This is a genomic window from Taklimakanibacter deserti (genome assembly GCA_003574785.1).
In genome coordinates, this window is the sequence record QORU01000003.1 from 268,285 (window position 1) to 291,368 (window position 23,084).

General features: G+C 63.3%; 26 protein-coding genes and 1 tRNA gene. 16 read left to right on the top strand and 11 right to left on the bottom strand.

Annotated elements, in window-relative coordinates:
• Positions 1–10 precede the first annotated feature (10 nt).
• The 5 genes from DS839_RS07390 to DS839_RS07410 all read left to right on the top strand — a co-directional run bounded on the left by DS839_RS07390 (position 11) and on the right by DS839_RS07410 (position 4,155).
• Positions 11–661: a class I SAM-dependent methyltransferase gene (locus DS839_RS07390; protein ID WP_119269656.1), complete on the top strand. Its 651-nt coding sequence runs from the start codon at positions 11–13 to the stop codon at positions 659–661.
• A gap of 20 nt (positions 662–681) precedes the next feature.
• Positions 682–1,257, top strand: coding sequence for a class I SAM-dependent methyltransferase (locus DS839_RS07395; RefSeq protein WP_119269657.1), 576 nt, complete (start codon positions 682–684; stop codon positions 1,255–1,257).
• A 182-nt stretch (positions 1,258–1,439) separates the two neighbouring features.
• Positions 1,440–2,453 carry an ATP-binding cassette domain-containing protein gene (locus DS839_RS07400; protein ID WP_368911308.1) on the top strand — a complete coding sequence of 338 codons (1,014 nt, stop codon included), beginning with the start codon at positions 1,440–1,442 and terminating at the stop codon, positions 2,451–2,453.
• Positions 2,450–3,271 carry an ABC transporter permease gene (locus DS839_RS07405; protein WP_119269659.1) on the top strand — a complete coding sequence of 274 codons (822 nt, stop codon included), beginning with the start codon at positions 2,450–2,452 and terminating at the stop codon, positions 3,269–3,271. Before DS839_RS07400 ends, DS839_RS07405 begins: the two co-directional genes overlap by 4 nt.
• A 20-nt stretch (positions 3,272–3,291) precedes the next feature.
• Positions 3,292–4,155, top strand: a complete 864-nt coding sequence (locus DS839_RS07410; RefSeq protein WP_119269660.1) for a TauD/TfdA dioxygenase family protein — start codon at positions 3,292–3,294, stop codon at positions 4,153–4,155.
• 268 nt (positions 4,156–4,423) lie between these two features.
• Here the strand turns inward: DS839_RS07410 and DS839_RS07415 are convergent, their stop codons facing one another.
• Entirely contained in the window at positions 4,424–4,687 is a 264-nt protein-coding gene (locus DS839_RS07415) for a YdeI/OmpD-associated family protein (protein ID WP_368911310.1), read from the bottom strand.
• A gap of 112 nt (positions 4,688–4,799) precedes the next feature.
• Between DS839_RS07415 and DS839_RS07420 the strand changes: the two genes are divergently transcribed.
• A tRNA-Met gene (locus tag DS839_RS07420) sits at positions 4,800–4,876 on the top strand.
• A 109-nt stretch (positions 4,877–4,985) separates the two neighbouring features.
• On the opposite strand, the gene DS839_RS07425 is transcribed toward DS839_RS07420, so the two are convergent.
• From DS839_RS07425 to DS839_RS07435, 3 genes are all read right to left on the bottom strand, one after another.
• A complete protein-coding gene (locus DS839_RS07425) occupies positions 4,986–5,309 on the bottom strand; it encodes a c-type cytochrome (protein ID WP_438816502.1) in 324 nt (107 codons plus the stop codon).
• Between the two features lie 65 nt (positions 5,310–5,374).
• A complete protein-coding gene (locus tag DS839_RS07430) occupies positions 5,375–6,625 on the bottom strand; it encodes a PQQ-dependent sugar dehydrogenase (RefSeq protein WP_119269662.1) in 1,251 nt (416 codons plus the stop codon).
• Positions 6,626–6,728: 103 nt separating this feature from the next.
• Positions 6,729–7,001, bottom strand: coding sequence for a hypothetical protein (locus DS839_RS07435; protein WP_119269663.1), 273 nt, complete (start codon positions 6,999–7,001; stop codon positions 6,729–6,731).
• 261 nt (positions 7,002–7,262) lie between these two features.
• Between DS839_RS07435 and DS839_RS07440 the strand changes: the two genes are divergently transcribed.
• Positions 7,263–7,979: an SDR family oxidoreductase gene (locus DS839_RS07440; RefSeq protein WP_119269664.1), complete on the top strand. Its 717-nt coding sequence runs from the start codon at positions 7,263–7,265 to the stop codon at positions 7,977–7,979.
• Positions 7,980–8,200: 221 nt separating this feature from the next.
• Positions 8,201–8,647, top strand: coding sequence for a hypothetical protein (locus tag DS839_RS07445; protein WP_119269665.1), 447 nt, complete (start codon positions 8,201–8,203; stop codon positions 8,645–8,647).
• 35 nt (positions 8,648–8,682) lie between these two features.
• Here the strand turns inward: DS839_RS07445 and DS839_RS07450 are convergent, their stop codons facing one another.
• Positions 8,683–9,051 carry a helix-turn-helix domain-containing protein gene (locus DS839_RS07450; protein ID WP_119269666.1) on the bottom strand — a complete coding sequence of 123 codons (369 nt, stop codon included), beginning with the start codon at positions 9,049–9,051 and terminating at the stop codon, positions 8,683–8,685.
• A gap of 9 nt (positions 9,052–9,060) precedes the next feature.
• The gene (locus tag DS839_RS07455) at positions 9,061–9,312 is read right to left on the bottom strand and encodes a type II toxin-antitoxin system RelE family toxin (protein ID WP_119269667.1); all 252 of its coding nucleotides are present in this window, start codon (positions 9,310–9,312) and stop codon (positions 9,061–9,063) included.
• Positions 9,313–9,441: 129 nt separating this feature from the next.
• Between DS839_RS07455 and DS839_RS07460 the strand changes: the two genes are divergently transcribed.
• Positions 9,442–12,075, top strand: a complete 2,634-nt coding sequence (locus tag DS839_RS07460; RefSeq protein WP_119269668.1) for a helix-turn-helix transcriptional regulator — start codon at positions 9,442–9,444, stop codon at positions 12,073–12,075.
• Positions 12,076–12,485: 410 nt separating this feature from the next.
• Here the strand turns inward: DS839_RS07460 and DS839_RS07465 are convergent, their stop codons facing one another.
• Complete coding sequence (locus DS839_RS07465) at positions 12,486–13,643, bottom strand: phenylacetate--CoA ligase family protein (RefSeq protein ID WP_162918365.1); 1,158 nt, start codon at positions 13,641–13,643, stop codon at positions 12,486–12,488.
• Positions 13,644–13,883: 240 nt separating this feature from the next.
• Between DS839_RS07465 and DS839_RS07470 the strand changes: the two genes are divergently transcribed.
• A complete protein-coding gene (locus DS839_RS07470; RefSeq protein ID WP_119269670.1) occupies positions 13,884–14,234 on the top strand; it encodes an antitoxin Xre/MbcA/ParS toxin-binding domain-containing protein in 351 nt (116 codons plus the stop codon).
• Positions 14,235–14,364: 130 nt separating this feature from the next.
• Positions 14,365–14,862 (top strand): RES family NAD+ phosphorylase, encoded by a 498-nt coding sequence (locus DS839_RS07475; protein WP_119269918.1) that lies wholly within the window; start codon positions 14,365–14,367, stop codon positions 14,860–14,862.
• A gap of 25 nt (positions 14,863–14,887) precedes the next feature.
• Here DS839_RS07475 and DS839_RS07480 read toward each other — a convergent pair whose 3' ends face one another.
• The gene (locus DS839_RS07480; RefSeq protein ID WP_119269671.1) at positions 14,888–15,985 is read right to left on the bottom strand and encodes an adenylate/guanylate cyclase domain-containing protein; all 1,098 of its coding nucleotides are present in this window, start codon (positions 15,983–15,985) and stop codon (positions 14,888–14,890) included.
• Positions 15,986–16,104: 119 nt separating this feature from the next.
• On the opposite strand from DS839_RS07480, the gene DS839_RS07485 reads away from it, so the two are divergent.
• On the top strand, positions 16,105–16,536 hold the full coding sequence (locus tag DS839_RS07485) for an SRPBCC family protein (RefSeq protein WP_119269672.1): 432 nt from the start codon (positions 16,105–16,107) through the stop codon (positions 16,534–16,536).
• A gap of 23 nt (positions 16,537–16,559) precedes the next feature.
• Here DS839_RS07485 and dinB read toward each other — a convergent pair whose 3' ends face one another.
• Positions 16,560–17,807, bottom strand: a complete 1,248-nt coding sequence (gene dinB / locus DS839_RS07490) for a DNA polymerase IV (RefSeq protein ID WP_119269673.1) — start codon at positions 17,805–17,807, stop codon at positions 16,560–16,562.
• Between the two features lie 84 nt (positions 17,808–17,891).
• Between dinB and DS839_RS07495 the strand changes: the two genes are divergently transcribed.
• Both DS839_RS07495 and DS839_RS07500 read left to right on the top strand, forming a co-directional pair.
• On the top strand, positions 17,892–18,188 hold the full coding sequence (locus tag DS839_RS07495) for a hypothetical protein (RefSeq protein WP_162918366.1): 297 nt from the start codon (positions 17,892–17,894) through the stop codon (positions 18,186–18,188).
• A 346-nt stretch (positions 18,189–18,534) separates the two neighbouring features.
• Positions 18,535–19,230: a gamma-glutamylcyclotransferase gene (locus tag DS839_RS07500; protein ID WP_368911313.1), complete on the top strand. Its 696-nt coding sequence runs from the start codon at positions 18,535–18,537 to the stop codon at positions 19,228–19,230.
• On the opposite strand, the gene DS839_RS07505 is transcribed toward DS839_RS07500, so the two are convergent.
• Positions 19,227–19,871, bottom strand: a complete 645-nt coding sequence (locus DS839_RS07505; RefSeq protein WP_162918367.1) for an MBL fold metallo-hydrolase — start codon at positions 19,869–19,871, stop codon at positions 19,227–19,229. The genes DS839_RS07500 and DS839_RS07505 overlap by 4 nt on opposite strands.
• A 211-nt stretch (positions 19,872–20,082) precedes the next feature.
• Between DS839_RS07505 and DS839_RS07510 the strand changes: the two genes are divergently transcribed.
• Positions 20,083–21,480, top strand: coding sequence for an MFS transporter (locus DS839_RS07510; RefSeq protein WP_368911314.1), 1,398 nt, complete (start codon positions 20,083–20,085; stop codon positions 21,478–21,480).
• 2 nt (positions 21,481–21,482) lie between these two features.
• Here the strand turns inward: DS839_RS07510 and DS839_RS07515 are convergent, their stop codons facing one another.
• The gene (locus tag DS839_RS07515) at positions 21,483–22,490 is read right to left on the bottom strand and encodes an ornithine cyclodeaminase family protein (protein ID WP_119269677.1); all 1,008 of its coding nucleotides are present in this window, start codon (positions 22,488–22,490) and stop codon (positions 21,483–21,485) included.
• 131 nt (positions 22,491–22,621) lie between these two features.
• Between DS839_RS07515 and DS839_RS07520 the strand changes: the two genes are divergently transcribed.
• Entirely contained in the window at positions 22,622–23,083 is a 462-nt protein-coding gene (locus DS839_RS07520) for an Lrp/AsnC family transcriptional regulator (protein ID WP_119269678.1), read from the top strand.
• Position 23,084: the final 1 nt, after the last annotated feature.

Sequence of the window (23,084 nt, forward strand, 5' to 3'; positions counted from 1 at the left end):
GGAGAGAGCCATGCAGGGCCATGCCCGCCGCGCGCTCGCTGAGATTGACAATCACGATGTCATGCGTGCCTACCGGCGTTGGGCGCCCGTCTATGATGCGACTTTCGGCAAGGTGGTCGAAGCCGGCGTCAAGCAAGCCACTTCCATCGTCAACAGATATCACGGCCGCGTCCTCGAAGTCGGCGTCGGCACCGGTCTGTCGCTGCCCCACTACAAGCACAGCCTGAAGGTCACAGGCATCGATCTTTCGCCGGACATGCTGATGCGCGCGCGCGAGCGGGCACAGAAGCGCGGTCTGCGCCATGTCGATGCGCTCATCGAGATGGACGCGACGGCGCTCAAATTCGCCGACAACAGCTTCGACGTCACCACGGCGATGTTCGTGATGACGGTGGTGCCCGATCCGGTCAAGGTGATGAACGAGCTCATCCGCGTCACCAAGCCCGGCGGCCATATCGTCATCGTCAACCATTTCAGCATCGACAAAGGCTTGCGCGCGGTGGTCGAGAAGCGCCTGGCGCGCTTCTCCGATATCCTCGGCTGGCGGCCGGATTTCCCGGTCGAGACGCTGATGGTGAGCGGCAAGCTCAAGCTGGAAGAGCAGCGGCCCTTGAAACCTTTCGGTTTCTTTACCTTGCTGCGCTTCCAACGGCTGACCTGATCGTGTAACGAAGCTCCAAGATGAAAAAATCAAAACTGCTCTTCTGGCAGCGCTATCTGCATCGCCCACTCGGCGTCGGCGCTGTGGCGCCGAGCGGGCCGAGCCTGGCTCGGGCCATGGTCGAGACGCTGGCACCCCACGACGAGGACGTGATCGTCGAGATCGGTCCGGGCACCGGCCCGTTCACGCGCGCTTTGCTGGAGTCGGGCGTCGAGCCCGCGCAGCTCATCCTCATCGAGTTCGATCCGGAATTCGTGCGCCATCTCCGGCAGAGATTTCCGGGCGTCACCGTCCTGCACGGGGATGCCTCGCAATTGCCGCGACTGTTGAAGGAGCACGGGTACGACAAGGTGCCTAAGATCCTTTCCGGCCTGCCGCTCAGAAGCATGCCGAAGGCCGTACGCGCGGGAATCACGCGCGCCATGGCGACGTCGCTCACCACCCAGGGCTCGCTCGTGCAATTCAGCTACTTCGTCGCGCCGCCGCTTGCCGAGGCGGAAGTGAAGGCCTGCGGCCTCACCGGTCGGCGGGCGAAAGCGGTGATGGCCAATATCCCTCCGGCCTTCGTGTGGCATTACCGCAAGAACGCCGCCTGAGGGGCGTCCGCCTGTCAGCATGACGCTTCGTGATGTCCAGCATTGATCTGGACAAGAGCCGGCAAGCCATGCGAGGTTGCGCCCGCGCAAGCCGAGCCCTCTTGTTCTTTTGAACCAACGATCTTCGGCTTGCGCGAAGGCCGGGCGCCGGACGCCGGTGTTTTTCACATTTCGAGACCGTCATGAACGATGCAACGCGTATGAATTATTCGCCGCCTGTCGAAGAGCGTACCGCGCTCGCCGTCGCGGCGCGCGGGCTCGTGAAATGCTTCGGCGAGGTGCGCGCGGTCGATGGAATCGATCTCGACGTGCCGCGCGGCATGATCTTCGCCATCCTCGGTCCCAATGGCGCCGGCAAGACCACGTTGATGCGGATGCTGGCGACGCTGTCGGCGCCCGATCAAGGCTCGGCCAGCGTCATGGGCCATGATCTCGTGCGCTCGCCGCACCAGGTGCGGGCCGGCATCGCCATGACCGGCCAGTTCGCTTCGCTCGACGAGGACCTGACCGGACGCGAGAACCTGCTGCTGCTCGCGCGCCTGTGGGGCTTTCGCGGCCGTGCCGCCAAGGCGCGCGCCGACGACCTCCTGGCCACCTTCGACCTCACGGAAGCGGCGCAGAAGCAGGTGAAGGCCTATTCCGGCGGCATGCGGCGGAGGCTCGATATCGCGGCCTCGCTCATCGTGACGCCGGGCGTGCTGTTCCTCGACGAGCCGACGACCGGCCTCGATCCCAATGCGCGCCAGGATGTGTGGCGGATGATCCGGGCGCTGGCCGGTTCCGGCGTCACCATCCTGCTCACCACGCAATATCTCGACGAGGCCGACCAGCTCGCGGCGCGCATCGCCGTCATCGACAAGGGCAAGAAGATCGCCGAGGGCACGAGCCGCGAGCTCAAGGCGGCGACGGGCTCGGGCTTCCTGCATGTGGCGCTGGTCGATCCGCAACGGCTCGACGAGGCGCAGGGGCTGCTCGAGAAGCATCTCAGCGCCGAGGTGCAGCGCAGTCCGGAAGGCGCGCAACTGTCGGTGATGACGGGGAGTGCCCACGCCGCCAATCAGGCGATCAGCGCCTTGATCGCGCAAGGCATCGAGCTTGCCGATTTCTCGATGGGCTCGCCCAGCCTCGAGGAGGTCTTCTTCGCGCTGACCGGCGGCAGCGGCAGGCTCGCCCGAAAGAAGGAGAACGGCCAATGAGCGATATCGGCATGACGCCGCTCCAATCCCGGCTCGACATGGTGGCGCCGCCCCGCCCGCCCTCGGCGTTCTCCAATGCCCTCGTCTTCGGCTGGCGCGCGATCCTCAAATTCAAGCATGTGCCGGAGCAGCTCTTCGATCTGGTGATGACGCCGATCATGTTCACGCTGCTGTTCACTTTCGTGTTCGGCGGCGCGCTGGCGGGCTCGCCCTCCGCCTATCTGCAGTTCTTCCTGCCCGGCATTCTCGTGCAGACCGTCGTGTTCAACGCGGTCTATTCCGGCATGGGGCTTTCGACCGATCTCGGCAAGGGCCTGTTCGACCGCTTCCGCTCGCTGCCGATCTGGTCGCTCGCTCCGTTCGCCGGGCTGATGGTGGGCGACGTGCTGCGCCATGTGATCGCCGGCGCCATCATCCTGACGATCGGCCTCATCCTCGGCTACCGGCCGGAAGGCGGCGTCTTCGGCATCATCGCCGCCTTCGCGCTCTTGATCGCCATCGGCTTCGGCATGGGCTGGATCTTCATCGTGCTCGGCCTCCTGATCCGGTCGCCGACGACGGTGATGACCGCGGGCTTCACCTTCCTGTTTCCGCTGGTCTTCGCCTCCAACATCATGGTGCAGCCCGACACCATGCCGGGATGGTTGCGCGCTTTTGTCGATGTGAACCCGGTCTCGCTGATGACGAGCGCCATACGCGGCCTGATGGCGGGCAATGCGAGCCTGAGCGATGTGCTGCTGGCGCTCGCCGCACCCGCGGCGCTCACCGTGCTGCTGGCGCCGGTGACGCTCTGGCTCTACCGGCGCAGCGATCGCTAGATACGGAGAGGACGAGTGCCATGGAAGAGTATCCGCTGACAGGCACCATTGGCGCCGAGATCACCGGCATCGACTTGCGCCAGCCTATTTCCGACGATCTGGCGGGATCGCTCCAGGATGCGCTGGCGCGCCATCAGGTGCTGTTCTTCCGCGACCAGCGTCTCTCGCTCGATCAGCTCAAGGCCGTGACGCGGGCATTCGGGCCGGCAATGCGGCTGCCCTATGTGCAACCGCTCGAAGGCGAGCCCGAGGTCATTCGGGTTCTCAAGGAGGCGGATGAAAAGGGCGGTGTGTTCGGCGGCGACTGGCATACGGATTTCAGTTTCCTGGAGCGGCCGCCGGCTGGCTCGCTCCTCGCGGCGGAGGTCGTTCCTCCGCATGGCGGCGACACTGTTTGGGTGAGCCAGGCGCTGGCCTGGGAGACCCTGCCCGAGCCGCTTCAGCAGCTGCTCGCGGGGCGCGATGCCATTCATGTCGGAAAGCCCTATGGGGTGAAATGGGCGCCGCCGCAAAAGGAACGTGCCGGCGCCTCCATCAAGATGACCCGGGGCGATCCCGAGGCCGATATCGAGCGGGCCCATCCCGCGGTGATCCGAAATCCCCTGACCGGGCGAGCTGCCGCGTTCCTCAACCCGCTCTATGTCACGCGTCTCGAGGACTTGAGCGAAGCGGAGAGCCGCCCCATCCTCGATCAGATCCAGCGCCATGCGACGCGGCCGGAATTCTGCTGCCGGTTTCGCTGGAGTCCCGGCGCGCTCGCCGTCTGGGACAACCTGTTCACGCAGCATTACGCGGTGAACGATTACCAGGGCCATCGCCGGCTGATGTATCGCACGACTTTCGCCGGGCCGACGCCGCGTGAGCTGGCGCTATCGCGGAGCTGAGAAGCAACAGGCAATATCAGGGATTATCAGGGATTATCAGGGAATTTTTGAAAAAATACCTCACCCCTAACGATATCAAAGGCTTAGAAAAAAGAGCAGGGAATCTGCGACACCCGAGCAGGGATTTGGAGACGACAAGGCGCCCGGCCATGAGCTTGCGTGAGTGACTCGCGTTCCTTTGAGATGCGCCACTCCCATCTTGATATTTTCCAAGTCCCACGGCTTGGCCCGCGATTGCAAGAGGAATCTTTCCGAGGATTGAATTCGATCAGGGTTTTCGCCGCGCCCGCCAGGCCATGCCCATATAGGCGTCGCCCGATCTGAGCTCGGCCAGCATCTGGTCCAGGCGTTTCTGCTTCGTCGAAGAGAGCTTCGCCTGGTTGATCCACATCAGATAATCGTTGCGCTGATAGGGCGGCCTTTCCCGATAGCGTGCCGCGAGTCCGGCCCGGGCGAGGGCCTCCTTCACGAAGGCCGGCATCGGCTGCACCGGGCGCTTGAGACGGGTTCCGGGGGGAGGGGCTTTCGGCATGATAACGGCTCCCTTGGCGGGTCGCGAGATAGAAATGGGAGTAAATGCGTAAAGTCATCCACATGACTTGACTTGCCCCATGCCGCAACCCTATATCGCCCCACGATCCTGGGGCGGAGTAGCTCAGTTGGTTAGAGCACGGGAATCATAATCCTGGGGTCGGGGGTTCAACTCCCTCCTCCGCTACCATCGACACCCCATGCCTTCGGGGTGTCCTCGCAAAGACGGGCATATCAACAAGCTCCGAAAGTTTGGCTTCGATCTCAAGATTGTCGTCGGGATGACGGTGACGCGTCGCTTATGGCGGAACTTGAACGGTGATCTTGATCGATGAATAATAGGCGGCGACATTCGCTATATCCTCATCGCTCAAGCCCTTGATCACGATGGTCATCTGCTCGTTCTTGCGTTCGCCGGCCTTGAAGGCCTTCAACGCTTTCACGAGATAAGCTTCCTTCTGCCCGGCGATGTTCGGCGCGTCGGGCAGCTTGGCGAGGCCGTCTTTGCCATGGCAAACCTGGCACTTCACCATCACCTTTTTGCCCAGAACGGCATCGCCAGCCGCCTCCCCGACAGTCGGACAGGCTATGAGAGCAGCCAGGCCCATGATCAAACCGCGCACATCAAACTCCTGATTCATATGGGAATGGGCCATGCGGCGGGAGGTCCGCCGCATGGCGAAGTCCATTAACCGCCGTGGGAAATCCGCCAGACCGCTCCGGCCAGATCGTCTGATACCAAGAGCGAGCCGTCATTGAGCATCTGAACATCGACCGGACGGCCGAGATATTCGCCATTCTCGTTCAGCCAGCCTTCGGCGAACACCTCCGTCTTGTCCGCCGTGCCGTCCGCCTTCAGAGTGGTGAACAGCACACGGGCGCCCACCGGGTCCACGCGGTTCCAGGAACCGTGCTGGGTCGAGAAGATGCCGCCCCGGTATTTTTCGGGAAACTGCTTGCCGGTATAGAAGGACAGACCGAGATCGGCCGCATGAGCGTCCTGCTCGACCTCCGGGAAGATCACGCCTTCGGGCACCGTGGCGCTCTTGTACTCAACGGTGCGGACCTTGCCCCCGCCATACCAGGGGAAGCCAAAATTCTGGTCCGGCTTGGTAACGCGGTTCATTTCGCCCGGCGGGATGGTGTCGCCCATGCCATCGACCTGGTTGTCGTTCACCCAAAGTGTCTTGTCCTTTGGATTGAAGTCGAGGCCGAGGGGATTGCGCATTCCGCGCGAATAGATTTTGCGCTCGGTGCCGTCCTGCTTCATGCTGATGATGCCGCCGATCCCCAGCTTGTCGAATTCCGGCAGTACTTCGGGGGCCGGCACGTTGAAGGGCTGGCCAATGGTAATATAGAGGCGTCCATCAGGGCCGATGCGGCAGGTGCGGGCGGTGTGATTGAAGCTCTCATTGGATGCGGGTATCAGTTCGCCCTCCTTGACGATGGCGAAGGCCGCGACATCCGGCCCTTCATAGAAAAACTCGGCCGCCGGGAACCAGAGCACGCGGTTCTGTTCGGCAAGATAGAGGTGGCCGTCCCTGGAGAAACAGACGCCGTTCGGGACCGCCATCTTGATCGAAGGGGCGAAGACCTTCACATCATCGGCGACGCGGTCCTTGTTGCGGTCGGTCATCGAATAGACCAGTTCCTTGCGGGTGCCGACGAACGTCACCACGCCCTGCGGTCCGACAGCCATATGGCGCGCGTCCGGAACGATGGCATAGAGATCGATCTTGAAGCCGGCCGGGACCTTGATTTTAGCCGCGATGGCTTTGAGGGCCTCGGCGTTCTCCCCAGTCTGCGGGATAGGCTCCATCATCGGTGTGCCGGTAGTCTTGAAGCCGCCAAGTTTCTCAAGATTGGTGTCCTGCGCAAAGGCGGAGGTCATGCAAAAGGTGGCGGCGCATGACAAAAAGAAAGCAAGTTTCTTGATCATGATGTCCTCCCACGTGGCCCGCTGGCGAGATCTGGGAATAATCGGATGCAACGCTGCGGGCGGTTGCTTTGGTTAGAGATTCCCGGCGCCCGAGCAAATTCGCTCAGTCTGACGCAGGACTGGAAGCGTTGCACAAATCGCTCCGCCTGACAATTGCCCGGGATTGCAGCTTGTTGCCGCCGCCGCCGCGAGGCGGGTTCTCGATTTGATGTCCGGTTGGCCTCAACGCTTCGTGCGGGCATTTCCACTCGGCCGGGAGAGGTGTCGGTGATGTCTTGGTGGAGACTTCCTTCAGCAATTCGGGGACGTCCATGGTCCTGATCAGAACCGCGCCGGGTTCTTCGATCGGCAAGAAGAAATACTTGGCGCGGGCCATAGGCTCGATCTTGGCTCTCTTTCTCAAAACGCCCTCAACTCGCTGCTTCTGACCTAATCCGCCGGTTCCGAAATGGTCATCCAGGTCCTTCGAAGAGAACAGTTAACAGTTTGCGGGCATGCGGAATTTGTCGCAGCATGTCGGCGGTTCGAGCCCCGGGGGCATCAATCGACATCAACCAAAGAAAACTGACTCTGCGGAGGAGAATTGCCACACCCTGACGCCTCAAGGTCTTTCCCCAATCGTTCGGAGGATATTCGCATGTCCAAGCCGCTTGTGGTGATTACCGGTGCCAGTCACGGCATTGGCCGCGCGGTTGCTGAAAAGTTCGCCGCCGACGATCATCCGCTTCTTCTCATCGCACGACATCCCGAACCGCTCGATGACTTGCCCATAGAGCGGATCCGCCAGGCTTCCGTCGATGTCGCCGACTATGAAGCTCTCGAAGGCGCGATCCGCGCGGCTGAGGCAATCCATGGTCCGACCGAATGCCTCATCAACAATGCCGGCTTCCTCAGGATCGGGACGCTGGAAAGCCGCAACGTCGCCGACATCTCCTATGAGGTCGATGTGCTCTTCAAGGGCGTTCTCAATGGAATCCATGCCGTGCTGGCCGGCATGAAGACGCGCAGGAGCGGTACGATCATCAATGTCAGCTCGATCGGCGATCGGGCGCCCGGACCCGAGGGCGAAGTTTATCATGCCAGCAAGGCCGCCGTGCGCTCACTCGGCGCGTCGTTGCAAAAGGGAGAAGCGGCGAACAACGTCCGCGTCATCAACGTGGCGCCGGGCCTCGTCAAAACCAACATCCACGCCGACATGGGCGTCAGCTTTGATGAGTATTGCAAGCGGTTGGGAAACCCCGACTTCATCAGTGCCGCGGAATTGGCTGACATCATTTTCTTCTGCTGGAAGCAGCCGCAGCGTATCTGCGTGCGCGACATCGTCGTGATGCCAACGAGCTCGAATTTCAGTTGAGGTTGCCATCCGACATCTTGACAATCCACCAGGGAACCGGCGCCGCGTCCGAGGGTTAACCAAAGCCAGAACCGGTGCTGGAGGTGGGCGTATCCGGCGTTTTAAAATAGCAACGGTCGATGGTAAAACGGCAAGCCGGGTGATCATCCACGTCGTATCGATGCCAAAGTTGATGGCGTGACGCTGACGCTGGGGAATGTCCGCTCTGAGGAGAAGCCGCGATGAAAAATCTTGCTAGTCTGATTTTGACAGTCCTCTTGTTCCAGATTGCCGTGGCGACTGGCGCACATGCCCAGGCCATCCCCGATCTGAAGGGCACATGGGTTGTGGAGGGCTTGACGGCCATCAGCGACGGCCCGACCAATCACAGCGGCGATGCCAGCCCCGGTCCGGCGACGTCCGGCAAGTTCAACTTGTTCGAGCTGAAGTTCACCTATCAGGTGGACGGACAGGACGGTCTCCGTTTCTGGGGCACCTCTTCTTCGGAACGCGACAGCGAGCGGCTGCTGGGCTCGCTCTCGACCGGCGGCAAACGTGTCGCCATGATCACAGACGACGGCTACGCGGACGGCGAATTGGTCGACAACGACACCATCGACTTCTGCTACCGACATATCACCGGGAAACACAGCGTGGTCGCCTGCGGCCTGCTCAAGCGGCAGAAATAGGCGCGGACGCGTGCTTGCGACAGGTCGGGGAGGGTTCAACTCCCGCTGCCATAAACCAGGTCGTCGATTTCCACGCCGAGGGTTTCGGCGATCCTCTTCATCGCCGATACGCTGCCATCCTTCTTGCCGGTCTCGATCTCCGAGATGTAGGCGGCGCTCAACCCCGTCTTCTCCGCGACGTCGCGCGCCGAGAGGCCGCGATGCTGGCGCCAGACCCTGACAGGATTCTCGCCGGCCAGGAGGCGTTTGACGATCTCGGAAGGGATCATCTCGTCACGGCCGGCGGCAATATCGGCCTTCACCCGCTCCGCTGCCGCGATGTCTGCGGCATCGATCAGGCGCTCATATTCCTCAAGCGGCAAAAGAACGAGAGTCTCTCCTCCTGGGGTGACGATCTTCTGCATCAAGACCTCCTAATCATAAATCCCGCCGCGCGGGCCGATTTTGAGAATGTCGAGGACTTGGCCCCGATCATCCATGATCACCCGCCAGTCTCCGACTCTCAGTCGTACATAAGGTGATCCCGCGAGCGCCTTGACATTGTTCGCCTGGCTTTTGGGGTCGCTCGCATATTGCTCGATCTTTTCGACGATCCGTCTGGCCTCGTTTGCCGGGATACGGCGCAGTGTCTTTATGGCCGACTTGCTATATGCGATCGACTTCATCGCAAGTAAATAGCATATAGCGAATATAATTGGAAAGATAATTCGCTAATAGCTGCCGTCCGTTCCGCCCTTGACTTAGAGGAAGAATGTTCGACAAGGGGCTAGTTTGCGCATGCGGATTTCATCCCCATGGAGCTCCTGGAGCGCGACTCGCCGCTGACGGATCTCGCCGGCTGCCTCGATGATGCAGTGGCGGGGACGGGGCGTATCGCCCTCATTTACGGCGAAGCCGGCATCGGCAAGACGGCCCTGATCGAGCAATTCCTCGCCGCGCATCAGGCGCGGATGCGGATCCTCATCGGGCATTGCGATGCCCTGTTCACGCCGCAGCCCTTGAGCCCGCTGCATGACATCGCGCTGCAGACCAATGGCGCGCTGCTCAAGCTCATGCGATCGCCGGAAGGGCGGCTGGCGATCTTCGGCGCCTTGCTGGATGAACTGCGCAGCGGGAAGCCGACGATCTTGGTCTTCGAAGACGTGCACTGGGCCGATGCGGCGACGCTCGATCTGTTGAAATATCTCAGCCGGCGGATTCGCTCGACGCCAACGCTGATCGTGCTCAGCTACCGCGACGACGAGCTCGACGGGCGTCATGCTCTGTGGTCATTGCTCGGCAATCTGCCGGTCGAGCTGACGAGGCGCGTCGGGCTTCGTCCTCTCACCCAGGCGGCGGTGGCGAGTCTTGCCGGTCGCGCCGGCAGGCCAGCCGAGGGCATCCATACCCAGACCGGCGGCAATCCCTTCTATGTGGGCGAGCTCCTGGCCAGTCCGCCCGGCAGCGTCCCGGCCACGGTTCGCGAGGCGACCGTGGCGCGCGCCATGCGACTGTCGCCGGAAGCGCGCGCCATGCTCGATTTTTGCGCGGTGGTGCCGAACCGCGTCGAGCGGTGCCTGCTGGAGGCGGCGACATCGTCTGCCGCGGCCATCCTCGATGAATGTGTGGGGAGCGGGCTCATGCTTCATGAGGACGACGTGGTGATGTTCCGCCATGAGCTGGCCCGTCAGGCGATCGAGGGCATGCTGCCGCAGCATCGCCGGCGCGCGCTCCATGCGAGCGTGCTCAGCCGGCTGCTGGAGCGCAGTGTGGTGCCGGTGGCGAGCGCGCGGCTCGTCCATCATGCAATCGAGGCCCGCGATGACGCGGCGGTGCGACGCTTCGCGCCGCAAGCCGCCCGCCAGGCATCGATGCTGGGCGCGCATCGGGAAGCCGCCGCCCATTATCTGACCGCCCTCAAGCACACGGCAGACGACGACATCGAAGCCCGAGCCGCGCTCCTCGAAGGGCACGCCTATGAATGCTACCTGACCGACCGCATGGAGGATGCCATTGCGTCATTCGAAGCGGCGCTCGCCTTGCGCCGCCGGCAAGGCAACCTGCTCCGGGCGGGCGATGATCTGAGATGGCTCTCCCGCATCTTCTGGTTCCACAGCGGCAGCGCCAAGGCCCGGTCGTTCGCGATGGAAGCGGTCGCCGTGCTGGAGCGGCTTCCGCCCGGTGAAAATTCTGTGGCCGACTCCTCATCGAAGTGTTGTCCGACGCCGACGGGCGGTGAACTCGCCATGGCTTACAGCAGCATGGCGCAATTGTGCATGCTGTCGGAAGATTGCCGGGAAGCGGTCGAATGGGGCGAGCGCGCGCTCAAGCTGGCGGAGCGGTCCGGCCTGACCGAAATCCTGGTCCACGCCCTGAACAATGTCGGCCAAGCCGAATTCCTCATGGGCAAAGCCGAAGGCACCGCCAAGCTCGAGCGCAGCCTCGAGCTCGCGCTCGCCCATGAGATGCATGACCATGTGGCGCGCGCCCATACGAATCTCATCTATCAGGCGCTCATCACGCGCGACTACGCGCGCGCCGAGGCGCGCCTCGCCACCGGTCTTGCCTATGCGAAGGAGCGCGACCTCGATGCCGGCATGATCTATCAGCTCGCCATGCGCGCCCGCGCTCATCTGGAGCAGGGCCGCTGGAAAGAGGCAGGCGACGACGCAAGCACAGTCCTGCAAGCTGGACAAATGGTGTCGCGGGCGGTGGCGAGCTCCGTGCTCGGCGCGGTGCGCTTGCGGCAAGGCGACCCCGGCGCTGAGGCTCTGCTCGATGAAGCACGCGAGCTGGCACAGGCCGTCGGCGATCTCATGCGGATCGGCCCGATAGTGGCGGCGCGCGCCGAAGCAGCCTGGCTCAGGGACGACATGGAAGGGGTGCGCGCCGAAATCGAACCCATCTACGAGCTTGCGCGCCAGCGGCCCGAACCATGGCGGTTGGGCGAGCTCGGTCTGTGGCTGTGGCGCGCCGGCGCGCTCGACCAGCCCCTCGAGAATGTCGCGCCGCCTTACCGGCTGGAGATCAGCGGCGATTGGCAGGGGGCCGCGGCAGCCTGGGAACGGCTCGGCTGTCCCTATGAGCAGGCCCTCGCTCTGGCGCATGGCGACCGGCCGGCGCAGCTCAAGGCGCTCGATCTCCTGACCCAGCTCGGCGCCGGTCCGGCCGCTGCCTTGGTGCGGCGCAAGCTCAGAGCCGAGAGCGCGCAGGGCATCCCGCGCGGGCCCAGTGCCGCGACAAAGGGCAATCCGCTCGGCCTGACCGGCCGGCAAATCGAGATACTCAAGCTTCTGGCTGAGGATCTCTCCAACAAGGCGATCGCGCAGAGGCTCAAGATCTCGCCCAAGACCGTCGATCACCATGTCGTCGCCGTGCTGACGAAGCTCGGCGTATCCACCCGCAAGGAGGCGGCAAGGCATCCGGCCGCCCTGGCTCTCAAAACATAGGGAATCGACGTTGGAAAATAGGGAACCGCCGCCGTTGCGGCGCGGACCCTGACCCGATACCCAAGCCGGCACTGTGAGGGTGGGGCGCAGCAGGAGCAAAGCGGCTATGAATTGGATATTTGAGGCTTATTCGAATGTCTACAAGGTGGCGATGTTGCGGAACAATCACCATCCGATCCTTTTTGCTATTGTTCAGGAGAAGCCCAAGCGGGGCTCCCACGGCCGTCTTTCCCGGCGCGGGTGACCATGTCCGGAGCTTGCGGGCGAGCTCGATTCCCCGATGGGCGCCCAAAGCAGCTACTCGACGGGTGATTTCACCTCGACAGTTGATGTAGCTACTCCGCTGTCAATCGGTTGAAACAGCAACGGCTCTCGACAACGAATATCGGCGCGGTCGCGGCGTTCGGTAGTTATATCAGGCATTCATGCATGAGAAATTTGCGGCTTGCGGACAAGGGCATTTCCGCCACCTTTCGGGGGGTCACCTTGAAGCCGGTCACCATAGATTTGTCGATTAGCTCCTGCGCCCGGTCGCCGGTAAGGTCGGCGGCGCCGTCGCGGGGAATGTAGAGGAAGTCGATGTCGACGGGTGAGACCTGCACCAGCTTGAATTGCCGCAGCCCAGCATCGAAGGCGGCCCGTGGGTCGATCCACGGTATCACTCGGTGACCGTTCGGCAGCTTGAAGAGGTTTCCTTCCCGGCCGACGATCCTCTCAAGGGCGAATGGCGACCGACGGCACGTGTTGGTGGCCGTGACGAGCGCATGGTCGCCCGTCTCGTAGCGGACGAGCGGCATGGCGAGATTGAACAGGGGCGTGACCACGACCCGCCCCATCTTTCCGGGCTTGACTGGCCGGTTCCTGTCATCGAGGATCTCGATCACGGCATGACGATCGGCAAGGTGATAGGCGCCGCAGTCGGCGCACGTGACGGCGATCAACTTTGTCTCGATCGTCGCGTATCTGTCGACCCACCGGCAACCGGGGAGCGCATTGACCAAGCTCCTGAACTGCTCCGGGATGACCTCCGATATGGTGGCGATGAGCTTTAGGGGCAATCGAACGCCGATGTCTTCACCATGCTGCAGGATGGCAGTGACGGTTCGCGGGGGGGCATGCAGAAGGGTCGCTTTTGTCCTGGCGATGAAGTCGAAAGCTTCGGAGGCATCGGCCGAGTAGAAATCGTAGATGGTTTTTGCGGCCGTCCTATTTACCACCGCTCCGCGCGGCCTGTCTGGTCTTGGGTCATGCATCTTAACGACGCGCGCGTGGCGATCGAGTCCCCATCCTGCAGCAAGCCGCTGACGTTCAGCGAAGCTGATATCTTGAAACCTTTTCGTGTGTCTCACCTCCATCGGAGCGCCGGTCGACCCGGAGGTCATCGCGACCATAACGCGCCCTTCCGACGCGGGCACTTCGGCGACGTAGAATTGACTGGTGTTGGACCGGACGAGCGACTTCGCGGTGGTCGGGATGTTTCGGATATCCACGGTGCCGCCGCGCCGGGTCATCTTCGCCCATTGCTGTTCGCGATAGTAGGGCGAGTGCGTGGCCGCATAGGCCAGCATTGACCGGAGCGATCTCTGAACGTCCAATTGGGTAAGCATACGTGCGCCGTCTGTGGGACGCTCAAAATGCAGATAATCTAACCTTAGGTCAAATTAAATTAAAATTGCTCCTATAAAGCGTTATCGGGCAAGGCCAACTGGCGCGCGCTGGGTCCAGCAATTAAGTCCCCATCTTGATTGACGCGAATTTTGACGCTATATTCCGTCAGAACGAGTGGCAACTGATCGAGATGGACTAATATGGGCCTCGCTCAATATGCCGAAGATGGGATTTTCGCCCCTGGCAAGATAGCCGAGGCTTTTCGCACAACCCGCGAGGAGGTCGCCCGCACTGCGGGACTCGGCAAGGATGCCGTCCAGCGCAGGGATCGCGTGCGCTCGGACAAGACCCAGCGGCGGCTGCGCGAAATGGTCGAGATCGTCAACAAGGTGGAGCCTCGCTTAGGCTCGGCCCTGATGGCTTATGCCTGGTATCGTTCCGAACCGCTGCCGGGATTTTCCGGCCAGACGGCAATGCAGCTCGTGCGCAACGGTCGGGCGGAGGAGGTGCTCGACTATATCGATGCCGTCGACGCCGGCGTCCACGCCTAAAGCGCGATGGCTTTGGATCGAGTCGCCATCGCGCTTTATCTTTTTGTTTTGCGCATGATTTTTCCGGAAAACCGGGATGGCCGGGTTTAACCCGGCCACAAGCTTTTCCGGATCATGCTCTAGCGTGCCGATCCGGTATCAGGGCAAGCTCTATCGGGCTCTCAACCCGGTCTATGCTCGGGAACCTTTGTCCGGCCGCGGGGCCGAGCTCTATGGCGGCCGGTTCAATCCCAAGGGCGTGCCGGCACTCTATACCTCGACATCGGTCGTGATCGCGCTGCGCGAAGCCAACCAAGTGGGAAACCTGCAGCCGACAATGCTCGTCTCCTATGACGCCGATATCGGGCGAGTTTTCGATAGCGGAGATGGAGCTGCGCTCGCGGCCGAAGGCGTGGACGATGACGCGCTCGCGGATGCGACATGGCGTGACCAGATGAAAGCGAATGGAGAAGCCCGGACGCAGGCCTTCGCCCGGCGGTTGATTGATCAAGGCTATCATGGCCTCATGGTGAGAAGCTTCGTGCCCGGCGCGGCACGAGACGACCTTAATCTGGTGCTCTGGCGCTGGGGGCCCGCCATGCCCTCTCGCCTCACGCTGATCGATGACGAGAATCGCTTGTTGCGATAGACGCCGGGTGCTCGCACTCGATGCTTCACTTCTCCGGCAGAGCAAAGACGGTGCAGGGTGCCGCTATGCCGCGCAAAATGTGCTCACCCAGAGGGACGAGCGCCGTCGTCGTCTCCGCCGCAACTGCGCCCGAGACGAGCACGCTGTGCCCCAATGGCTTGCACAGGCCTTCGAGCCTGCCGACCAGATTGACGGCGGGCCCGATGGCGGTGAAGTCCAGACGGTCGGCGGTGCCGATATTGCCCCACAACATCTCGCCCATATGCACGGCCATGCCGAAGGGCAAAGGCGGCAGGCCTTGCCGTTCGCGCTCCGCGTCGAGGCGCGCCATGCCGGCCTGTGCCGCAGCGACGGCGCGCAACGCCGCATCGCAGGCAGCCGCGGGCGGCTTGCCGCCCAAGGGAAAGATCGCGAGAACCCCATCGCCGATGAATTTCAGCACCTCGCCGCCAAAGGCGTGAACGGCGCCGGCGATGCGCTCGAACCAGGCATCGAGCGCCGCCACGACCATGGCCGGCGGCATCGCTTCCGACAATTCGGTGAAGCCGCGCAAGTCGCCATAAAGCAGGACCGCCTGGATGGTCTCGCCCGCCGCGCGCCGCAACTGCCCGTTCAAGACCTGGGCCGCGCTGCGCCGGCCGAGATAGGTCTCGAGCAAGGCGGAAAGCGTCGAGCGCATGACGAAGGCGGCAAGCGGAGCCGCTGCGAAGCGCGCGGCCTCGCGCAGCAGCAAAGTCTCGTTTTCGGTGAGAGGCCGCGTCAAAGCCCAGGCGATAACCGGCCTGTCCGCCGGCGCATCTTGTTGCGCCGGCGCGCCGGCGGCCATCTCGTGCACGATCCCGGTGTCGAGTCCCAGCAGCCAATCGCGCCCGACATTGTCCGGCTGCGGCAGAACTCCGCCCAGCGCGAAGCCCAAGGCTTCTATCACCGCGCCGTTATCGGCCCGCCACAGCCAGGTGCGGCGCGCGATGATCGGATGGGGTGCTGAGAGCGTCAGCGCGCCGCCGGCCAGCGGCAGGCCGTCGGCGATCAGACGGGCACCGAGCGCCGTCAGGAATTGGTCGGCGCCGGGCAAAGCGCTCGCCTCGTCGAGGAGCCAGCTCAGCGTGGAGGGCAGGTGCATATGACAATCATGCGGCGGCGATCATTTCTTGCCCATGGGGTACTTTGTCAGGACATGGCGGCATCTTGCCAATGCCTGATCATGATGCCACCGTTCCCGCCCCACTCAAGGAGAATCCCATGGCAGACTCGCTGGTGATCCGGCGTGAGGTCGAGATCGCGGCGCCGGCCGCGACGGTCTTCGCCTTCCTGACCGATCCGGACAAGATCCTGCGCTGGCTCGGCACGGCGACGACGGAGCCGCATCCAGGCGGCATCTATCTCGTCAATGTCGGCGGCAAGAACATGGCGCGCGGACAGTTCACCGAAGTCGTCCCGGTCCATCGCCTGGCTTACAGCTTCGGCTGGGACGGCGGCGAGAAAGTGCCGCCCGGCTCGAGCCTGGTCGAGATCGATCTCATCGACCAGCCGGGCGGAACGCTGGTCCGATTCACCCATAGCGGCCTGCCCGATGTGGAACAACGCGACAGCCACGAGAAGGGCTGGACACATTATCTCAAAAGGCTGGTCGTCGCCGCGAACGGTGGCGATCCCGGGCCTGACAAGATGTGATCGCATCGGCCATCTGATCCGACTCACAGCTCCTTTTCAGCAAGCTCGCGGAATTCATCGGGGACCGAGCGGGCGTCGCCGAGCGCCACCGAGGCATAGCCGGCAGCCTCCCAGCCGAAGCGGTTACGCACCCTGTCGACGGCGCGGTCGGCGGTGAAGCGCGCTATGCCGATGCGGCTGCCGGGCTTACGCTTCTCATCGGCGAGGCCGAGCGGGAATTCCAGTTGCAGCGGGCGCTCCTTCTCCAGATGCGAGACCGAGATGGCGAGGAGCGTGATGGTCCGCTCATCCGGGTGATCGGCGAGCGCCACGCGCACCAATTCCTCGGCGACTTCGGCCAGGATCGCGGTCGCCGCGATCGGCGCGTCGAGTGTCACCGATCGGGTGATGGCGCGCATGTCGGCGAAACGGACACGCACCGTCACCGTCCGGCCAGGACGCGATTTGGCGCGCAAGCGGGTCGCGACCCGATCCGCCAAATGGCGCAAGGCAGGCCTAAAGATCCGTTCCTCGGCAGGCTTCTTCCCAAGCGCCGACTGGGCGCCGGCCGACTGCGCGCGATGCGCGGTCCTGATCTTGCGCGGGTCGCGGTTGGCGGCGAGCGCCGTGAGCTTCTCGCCGGCAGCGGGACCGAGCAGCCGCGCCAGTGACCATCCGGGCGTCTTCGCCAATTGGCCAATGGTGATGATGCCGGTGGCGTTGAGTCTCGCCTTGGTCGCCGGACCCACGCCCCAGAGCAGATCGACCGGCAGATGCTCGAGAAAGGCGAGCTCGCTGCCGGGCGCCACAACCACGAGCCCGTCGGGCTTGGCGACTTGCGAGGCGATCTTCGCCAGATGCTTGGTCGAGGCGACGCCGATCGAGATCGCAAGGCCGAGCTCGGCGCGGACGCGCCGCCGGATCTCCGCTGCGATCTCGGCGGGCGAACCAAAGAGATGGGTGCAGCCTTTCACATCGGCAAAGGCCTCGTCGATCGAGATGCGCTCGACCAGCGGGGTGAACTCATTGAGCACCGCGATCGCGGCATCGCCCAATCTTTGATAGTCCTTGAAGTGGCCGCCGACGAAAATGAGATCGGGGCACAGCTCGCGCGCCTTGCGGCCCGACATGCCGCCATGGACGCCGAACGCCTTGGCCTCGTAAGAGGCGGCGAGCACCACGCCGCCGCCGACGGCAATCGGCTTGCCGCGCAAGTTCGGATCCAGAAGCTGCTCGACCGAGGCATAGAAGGCGTCGAGATCCGCATGGAGGATGGTGGCTTCGGTCTGCATGGAACAAAAAGAGAACAATGGAAGTTGATTGTCAAGCCACAAGCCGACGGGGGTATGATCCGGCGCGACACGGAGGATTTCGGATTGGATCTCAAGTCATTCAGGGACTTGGTGGAAAAGCCCGAGCCGCCCCAAGGCCTGAGCCTGGCGCTGCAAGCGCTGTGGTGGGACGCCAAGGGCGATTGGAAGAAGGCGCATCACTGCGCCCAGGAGCGTGACGACGAGGCCGGGATGTGGGTGCATGCCTATCTCCACCGCAAGGAAGGCGACCTGTCGAATGCCGATTACTGGTATCGCCGCTGCCGCAAGACGCCGGCGAAAGTCAGCCTCGATGAGGAATGGGAGAGCTTGGCGCAATCATTCCTGGCACAGAAATCGTGAAGGTGGAGACGCCTCCGTTTCGGGAATGCGGGGGCACGGCGGAAGCGTCTCCTGTTTCCGCTTCGAGGGGGAGAAGCGGCTTACTTTGGCCAAGCCACGGGTGATGCTTGTCGCCACACATCACCCTGCCGGCCGCTGCTCCGTGCAGAAACGGTGCAGGTGCTTATCTGCATTGCAACAGCCATGCCAAAGCGCGCTGGCGTCGCCATCGCGCTTTGTTCTTTTGTTGCGCATGATCTTTCCGGAAAACCGGTATCCACTTTTCCGGATCATGCGCCTGCCGATTGACGAACGCGCGATGCAAAGGCACCTTCGAGCCTAGTCCCGCATGAAGCCCGCCCCTCGCATGACCGCGCCTCTCATGGAGCTCACGCCCGAGCTCGTGGCGCTCTGCGAGCGCAAGATCGAGGAGCCGGGACCCGACCCACGCTGGATCGAGAATGACGAGCTCAGGGTTTTTTCCCAGAACCTCGTGGCACAGCGGCCAAAGGGCCCGTTCTGGATCTTCGCCTATGGGTCGCTGATCTGGAGTCCCACCTTTCCCAGCGTGCGGCGCAAGCACGGCATCGCCAAAGGCTGGCATCGCTCCTTCTGCCTCGAGCTCGACCGCTGGCGCGGGACGCCGGAACAGCGCGGCCTGATGATGGCGCTCGATCATGGCGGCAGCTGCGCCGGACTTCTCTATGAGCTGCCGGAAGAGGGGCTCGATGAAACGGTCTATGGCCTGGTCTGGCGCGAGATCAGCTTCAGGCACGATCTCGGCACGGTGCGCTGGCTCACCGTCGAGAGCGAGGACGGTCCGGTCACGGCGCTCACTTTCTGGGCCGGCCCCAAGGGCCAGCGCATCTTCCGCAAGCTGCCGCCCGAGAAGGTCGCGGCGGCCATCGCCCGGGCCTGCGGCCATCTCGGCTCCAACGCCGCCTATCTGCACAATACCGTGCTGCACCTCGCCGAAGCCGGCATCTATGACCGCAATCTGTGGCGATTGCAGAAGCTCGTGGCGCAGGAGATCCGCGCGCTCCATGGCTTGAAAGAGGTTTAGAACTCGCCGGCATCGATGCGGGCGATGAGCTTGTCGATACGCTGGTATCGCTCATCGGCCGGTACCACCTGGAACGGCTCGCCCTTTGCCATGCTCGGCACCAGCACGTCGAAGTCGAGCCCGCGGATGAGCTCGAGTGATTCACGATAGGTGACGCGGTCGCTGATGCCGTCGAGCACGGCGATCCGCCATTCGCCGTCGCGCAGATAGATCGTGTCGCCGGTGAACAGATAGCGATGCGCGCCATTCGTCCACAGGAAAGCGGCCGAGCCCGGCGTATGGCCGGGAATGGGGATGGCCTCGAAATCATCGAAATGATGCGCGCGACCGTCAAAGGTCTGATCGACGTTGCAGGTTTTTGCGGCGGCCTTCGCATCCGCCGCATGGCAGTAAAGCGGCGCGCCGAACTCCGCGGCGACACTGTCGCATGAGCGGTTCGCCTGGTGCTCATGGTTGAGATATTGCCGCGCAATGCCGCCGGCGGCGGAGAGATCAGCGAAATCATCCGCGACGCGTCCTGAGCTGTAGACGAGGATATTGCCCGCGGGACGGGCAAGCAGGAAGGCCCGGCCTTCGAAAGCGGGCGCGAAGCTCAGCCGCTCGGCCGCAACGCCATGGAGATTGTCGAACAAAGCTTCCATTACATCTCGCCTGCAAACGCCCCCGGGCGCGTACACCACTTCCATCTGGGTGGGATCGCCCGCCGATGACAGCCGGTACATCCGCATGCCCCCTATGCGCCAGCGTATGTCACGGAGGGGACGGGCGGATCGTCTCCTATGCACAACCGAATGGGCGCCATACGGGTTCCCGAGGCTGCGCGAAGGGCACACTATGGATAAAGCGGAACACATGTCGTCGAAAGCAGCCAGCTGGCGTGAGCTGATCAGGGGCCGGAATGCCGCTTATTCCCTCGTCCTGTTCGGGGCCACGATCCTGCATGCGGTCAATGTCTATATCACCATCACCATCCTTCCCTCGGTGGTGCGGGATATTGGCGGGCTCGATTATTATGCGTGGAACACCACGCTGTTCGTGGTCGCCTCGATCCTGGGCGCGGCGCTGGCGACAAAGCTCTTGCATTGGGCACGTCCCCAGAGGGCTTATCTCGCCGCGGCCTTCGTCTTTGGCTTGGGCACGCTCGTCTGCGCCGTGGCGCCGTCGATGATGATCCTGCTTACCGGCCGGTTCGTGCAAGGTCTGGGCGGCGGCTTCCTCTATACGCTGACCTACGCGCTGATCCGCATCGTCTTCGCGGAACGCCTATGGGCGCGCGCCATCGGCCTCGAGGCCGCCATGTGGGGTATCGCGACGCTGGCCGGCCCCGCGATTGGCGGGATGTTCGCGGAATTCGATGCCTGGCGCGCCGCCTTCTGGCTCCTGCTCGTCGTCACGGTCGTCTTTGCCGTGATCGCGCTCGTGATCCTGCCGACGCGGCATGAAAGCGAGGCGGACAACACCGGGATCGCCTGGCTGCAGCTCATCCTCCTGACCGCCGCGACGCTTGTCCTGTCCTGGGCCAGCATCCTCGAGGATGTGGGTTCGATCGCCGCTGGAATTGCGGCCGCCCTGGTGCTGACGATCATGCTCTTCCTGGTAGAAGCCCGCGCCCGGAACCGGCTCTTGCCTTCGGGCGCGCTCAGCCTCACGACCAAGCTCGGCGCGCTCTATGCCGCCGCCGCACTGCTCTCGATCGGCGTGCAGCCGGAAATCTATGTGCCCTATTTCATCCAGATGCTGCACGGCCAATCGCCCTTCATCGCCGGCTATCTCGCGGCCCTGATGTCGATCGGCTGGACGACGGGCTCGCTGATCAGTGCCGGCTGGAGTAATCCCGCGGCGCGACGGTCGATCGTCATGGCGCCCATGCTCATGGCCCTTGGCCTCGCGGCGGCGGCGCTGTTCATGCCGGTTCACGGGCAGGGCGACTGGAGTGTGCTCGCGCCCGCCTGTCTCGCCTTCGGCGTTGTCGGTCTCGGCATCGGCCTCGGCTGGCCGCATCTCTATACCCATATTCTCGAAGCCGCGCCGGCGAAGGAGCAGGACCTTGCGGTCGGCGCCATCGTCACGGTGCAGCTCTTCGCCTGGTCGCTCGGCGCCGCAGCCGCCGGCATGACGGCCAACTTCGCCGGCATCACTAATCCGGGCGGCATCGAGGGCGCGAGCCAGGCGGCGCGCTGGCTGTTTGCGGTCTTCGCCCTGGCGCCGCTCCTGGGGCTTCTCGCGGCGCGGCGTGGAGTTCAGGCTTAGGGCTAGAGAACGATCTTCGTTCCCTTGCCCAGATGCCTGGCGGAGCGAAAAGCGAGATCGGCCGCGACCATATCCTCCATCGCAATCCCCATGCCTTTGTAGATCGTGATCGCATCGTCATGGGTGCGGCCCGGCGCGCGGCCGAGCAGCATGTCGCCGAGCTCGGTGCCGGCGTCCGCAGCAAGTCCGGCGAGCTCGGCACAGCCGACCGGAAAGGGCTCGAAGGCATCCTTGCTCTCGACAAAGAGGCGCCCTTTATGAGCAAGCTCGGTCGGGAACTCGCCTTTGGGCGGCGCGACACCTACCGAGGACACATGCGTGCCGGGCCTGACCCAGCCGGCATCGATCACCGGCTCGTACGAATGGGTGGCGAGGCATACGACATCCGAGCTGCGCACCGCTTCCTCGGCATCGGCATAGGCGCGGGCCCGCGGATGGCGGCGGGCAAGCTCCTCGGCATCGGCGAAATGCTTCGACACGATGCGCAATTCGGTGAAGTCGCGCACCAGCGGCAAAAGGGTGAGATGCTGATGGCCCTGGACGCCCGCGCCGATGACGGCCGCCACTTTCGCATCGGGGCGGGCGAGGGCCCGCACCGAGACGACGGCGGAGCCCGAGGTCCGGACCGCGGTGATGTACGTGCCGTCCATGATGCAGACGGGAAGGCCGGTCGCGGGATCATAAAGATTGATCGTCGCCAGATGGCTCGGCACGCTTTTCGCGACATTGCCTTCGAAGATGTTCACGATCTTCACCGTCAGATGCATGCCCGGCATCCAGGCCGACATGGCGAGCGAATAGCCGGCCCCGGGTATATCGAGCTGCGGCCTTGCCGGATTGACGACATCGCCGCGCGACAGCGCCTTGAAGCCCAAGGCCAGCGCATCGAGAAGCTCGCGCAAATCGAGGCTTTCCTTAACGTCCTCCTCGCTGAGAGTGAGAACGTCGATCAGGCCTTTGGCGAAAGGCGTGCTGCCTTTCGTGACGGGCGTGAGGGCGGCATCGAGCATGGCGGGTCTCCTCGGGGCATTGTCTTCGAGAGGCGCACGCTATTGGCGATTTGAGCGCGATTGAATATACTGTTTTCGCTCCTTTTGCGTGATAATCACTTTTTTGAAGCAAGAAATGCGTGGAAATGAAAATGGCGGAATTGGACCGGATCGACCGCATGCTGTTGCGTCTCCTCCAGGAAGACGGGCGACGAACCACGCTCGATCTCGCAGGCCGCGTCGGCCTCTCGCCGACCGGCACCAGCCAACGGGTCAAGCGCCTGTTCCGCGACGGCTTCATCACCGGGGTTCGCGCGATCCTCGATCCGCAGAAGATCGGCCGCGGCACGCTGGTCTTCATCGAGGTCCGTCTCGACCAGACGGCGCCCCATGTCTTCGACCGCTTCGCCAAAGCCGTCGCCAAGGCGCCCGAGGTCCTCGAATGCCATATGGTGGTCGGCGGCTTCGATTATCTGGTGAAAGCGCGCATCGCCGACATGTCGGTGTTCCAGGATTTTCTCAAGCGCGTCATCCTGCCTCTGCCAGGCGTGCGCGAGACCCACACTTACACATCGATCGGCGATGTGAAGCCGGATGCGCTCCTGCCGGTATAGC

What these genes read in the sequence shown, in the direction of transcription:
- DS839_RS07390 (WP_119269656.1), top strand. Translation starts at nt 11, where the DNA reads ATGCAGGGCCATGCCCGCCGCGCGCTCGCTGAGATTGACAATCACGAT.
- DS839_RS07395 (WP_119269657.1), top strand. Translation starts at nt 682, where the DNA reads ATGAAAAAATCAAAACTGCTCTTCTGGCAGCGCTATCTGCATCGCCCA.
- DS839_RS07400 (WP_368911308.1), top strand. Translation starts at nt 1,440, where the DNA reads ATGAACGATGCAACGCGTATGAATTATTCGCCGCCTGTCGAAGAGCGT.
- DS839_RS07405 (WP_119269659.1), top strand. Translation starts at nt 2,450, where the DNA reads ATGAGCGATATCGGCATGACGCCGCTCCAATCCCGGCTCGACATGGTG.
- DS839_RS07410 (WP_119269660.1), top strand. Translation starts at nt 3,292, where the DNA reads ATGGAAGAGTATCCGCTGACAGGCACCATTGGCGCCGAGATCACCGGC.
- DS839_RS07415 (WP_368911310.1), bottom strand. Translation starts at nt 4,687, where the DNA reads ATGCCGAAAGCCCCTCCCCCCGGAACCCGTCTCAAGCGCCCGGTGCAG.
- DS839_RS07430 (WP_119269662.1), bottom strand. Translation starts at nt 6,625, where the DNA reads ATGATCAAGAAACTTGCTTTCTTTTTGTCATGCGCCGCCACCTTTTGC.
- DS839_RS07435 (WP_119269663.1), bottom strand. Translation starts at nt 7,001, where the DNA reads ATGGCCCGCGCCAAGTATTTCTTCTTGCCGATCGAAGAACCCGGCGCG.
- DS839_RS07440 (WP_119269664.1), top strand. Translation starts at nt 7,263, where the DNA reads ATGTCCAAGCCGCTTGTGGTGATTACCGGTGCCAGTCACGGCATTGGC.
- DS839_RS07445 (WP_119269665.1), top strand. Translation starts at nt 8,201, where the DNA reads ATGAAAAATCTTGCTAGTCTGATTTTGACAGTCCTCTTGTTCCAGATT.
- DS839_RS07450 (WP_119269666.1), bottom strand. Translation starts at nt 9,051, where the DNA reads ATGCAGAAGATCGTCACCCCAGGAGGAGAGACTCTCGTTCTTTTGCCG.
- DS839_RS07455 (WP_119269667.1), bottom strand. Translation starts at nt 9,312, where the DNA reads ATGAAGTCGATCGCATATAGCAAGTCGGCCATAAAGACACTGCGCCGT.
- DS839_RS07460 (WP_119269668.1), top strand. Translation starts at nt 9,442, where the DNA reads ATGGAGCTCCTGGAGCGCGACTCGCCGCTGACGGATCTCGCCGGCTGC.
- DS839_RS07465 (WP_162918365.1), bottom strand. Translation starts at nt 13,643, where the DNA reads ATGCTGGCCTATGCGGCCACGCACTCGCCCTACTATCGCGAACAGCAA.
- DS839_RS07470 (WP_119269670.1), top strand. Translation starts at nt 13,884, where the DNA reads ATGGGCCTCGCTCAATATGCCGAAGATGGGATTTTCGCCCCTGGCAAG.
- DS839_RS07480 (WP_119269671.1), bottom strand. Translation starts at nt 15,985, where the DNA reads ATGCACCTGCCCTCCACGCTGAGCTGGCTCCTCGACGAGGCGAGCGCT.
- DS839_RS07485 (WP_119269672.1), top strand. Translation starts at nt 16,105, where the DNA reads ATGGCAGACTCGCTGGTGATCCGGCGTGAGGTCGAGATCGCGGCGCCG.
- dinB (WP_119269673.1), bottom strand. Translation starts at nt 17,807, where the DNA reads ATGCAGACCGAAGCCACCATCCTCCATGCGGATCTCGACGCCTTCTAT.
- DS839_RS07500 (WP_368911313.1), top strand. Translation starts at nt 18,535, where the DNA reads ATGACCGCGCCTCTCATGGAGCTCACGCCCGAGCTCGTGGCGCTCTGC.
- DS839_RS07505 (WP_162918367.1), bottom strand. Translation starts at nt 19,871, where the DNA reads ATGGAAGCTTTGTTCGACAATCTCCATGGCGTTGCGGCCGAGCGGCTG.
- DS839_RS07510 (WP_368911314.1), top strand. Translation starts at nt 20,083, where the DNA reads ATGTCGTCGAAAGCAGCCAGCTGGCGTGAGCTGATCAGGGGCCGGAAT.
- DS839_RS07515 (WP_119269677.1), bottom strand. Translation starts at nt 22,490, where the DNA reads ATGCTCGATGCCGCCCTCACGCCCGTCACGAAAGGCAGCACGCCTTTC.
- DS839_RS07520 (WP_119269678.1), top strand. Translation starts at nt 22,622, where the DNA reads ATGGCGGAATTGGACCGGATCGACCGCATGCTGTTGCGTCTCCTCCAG.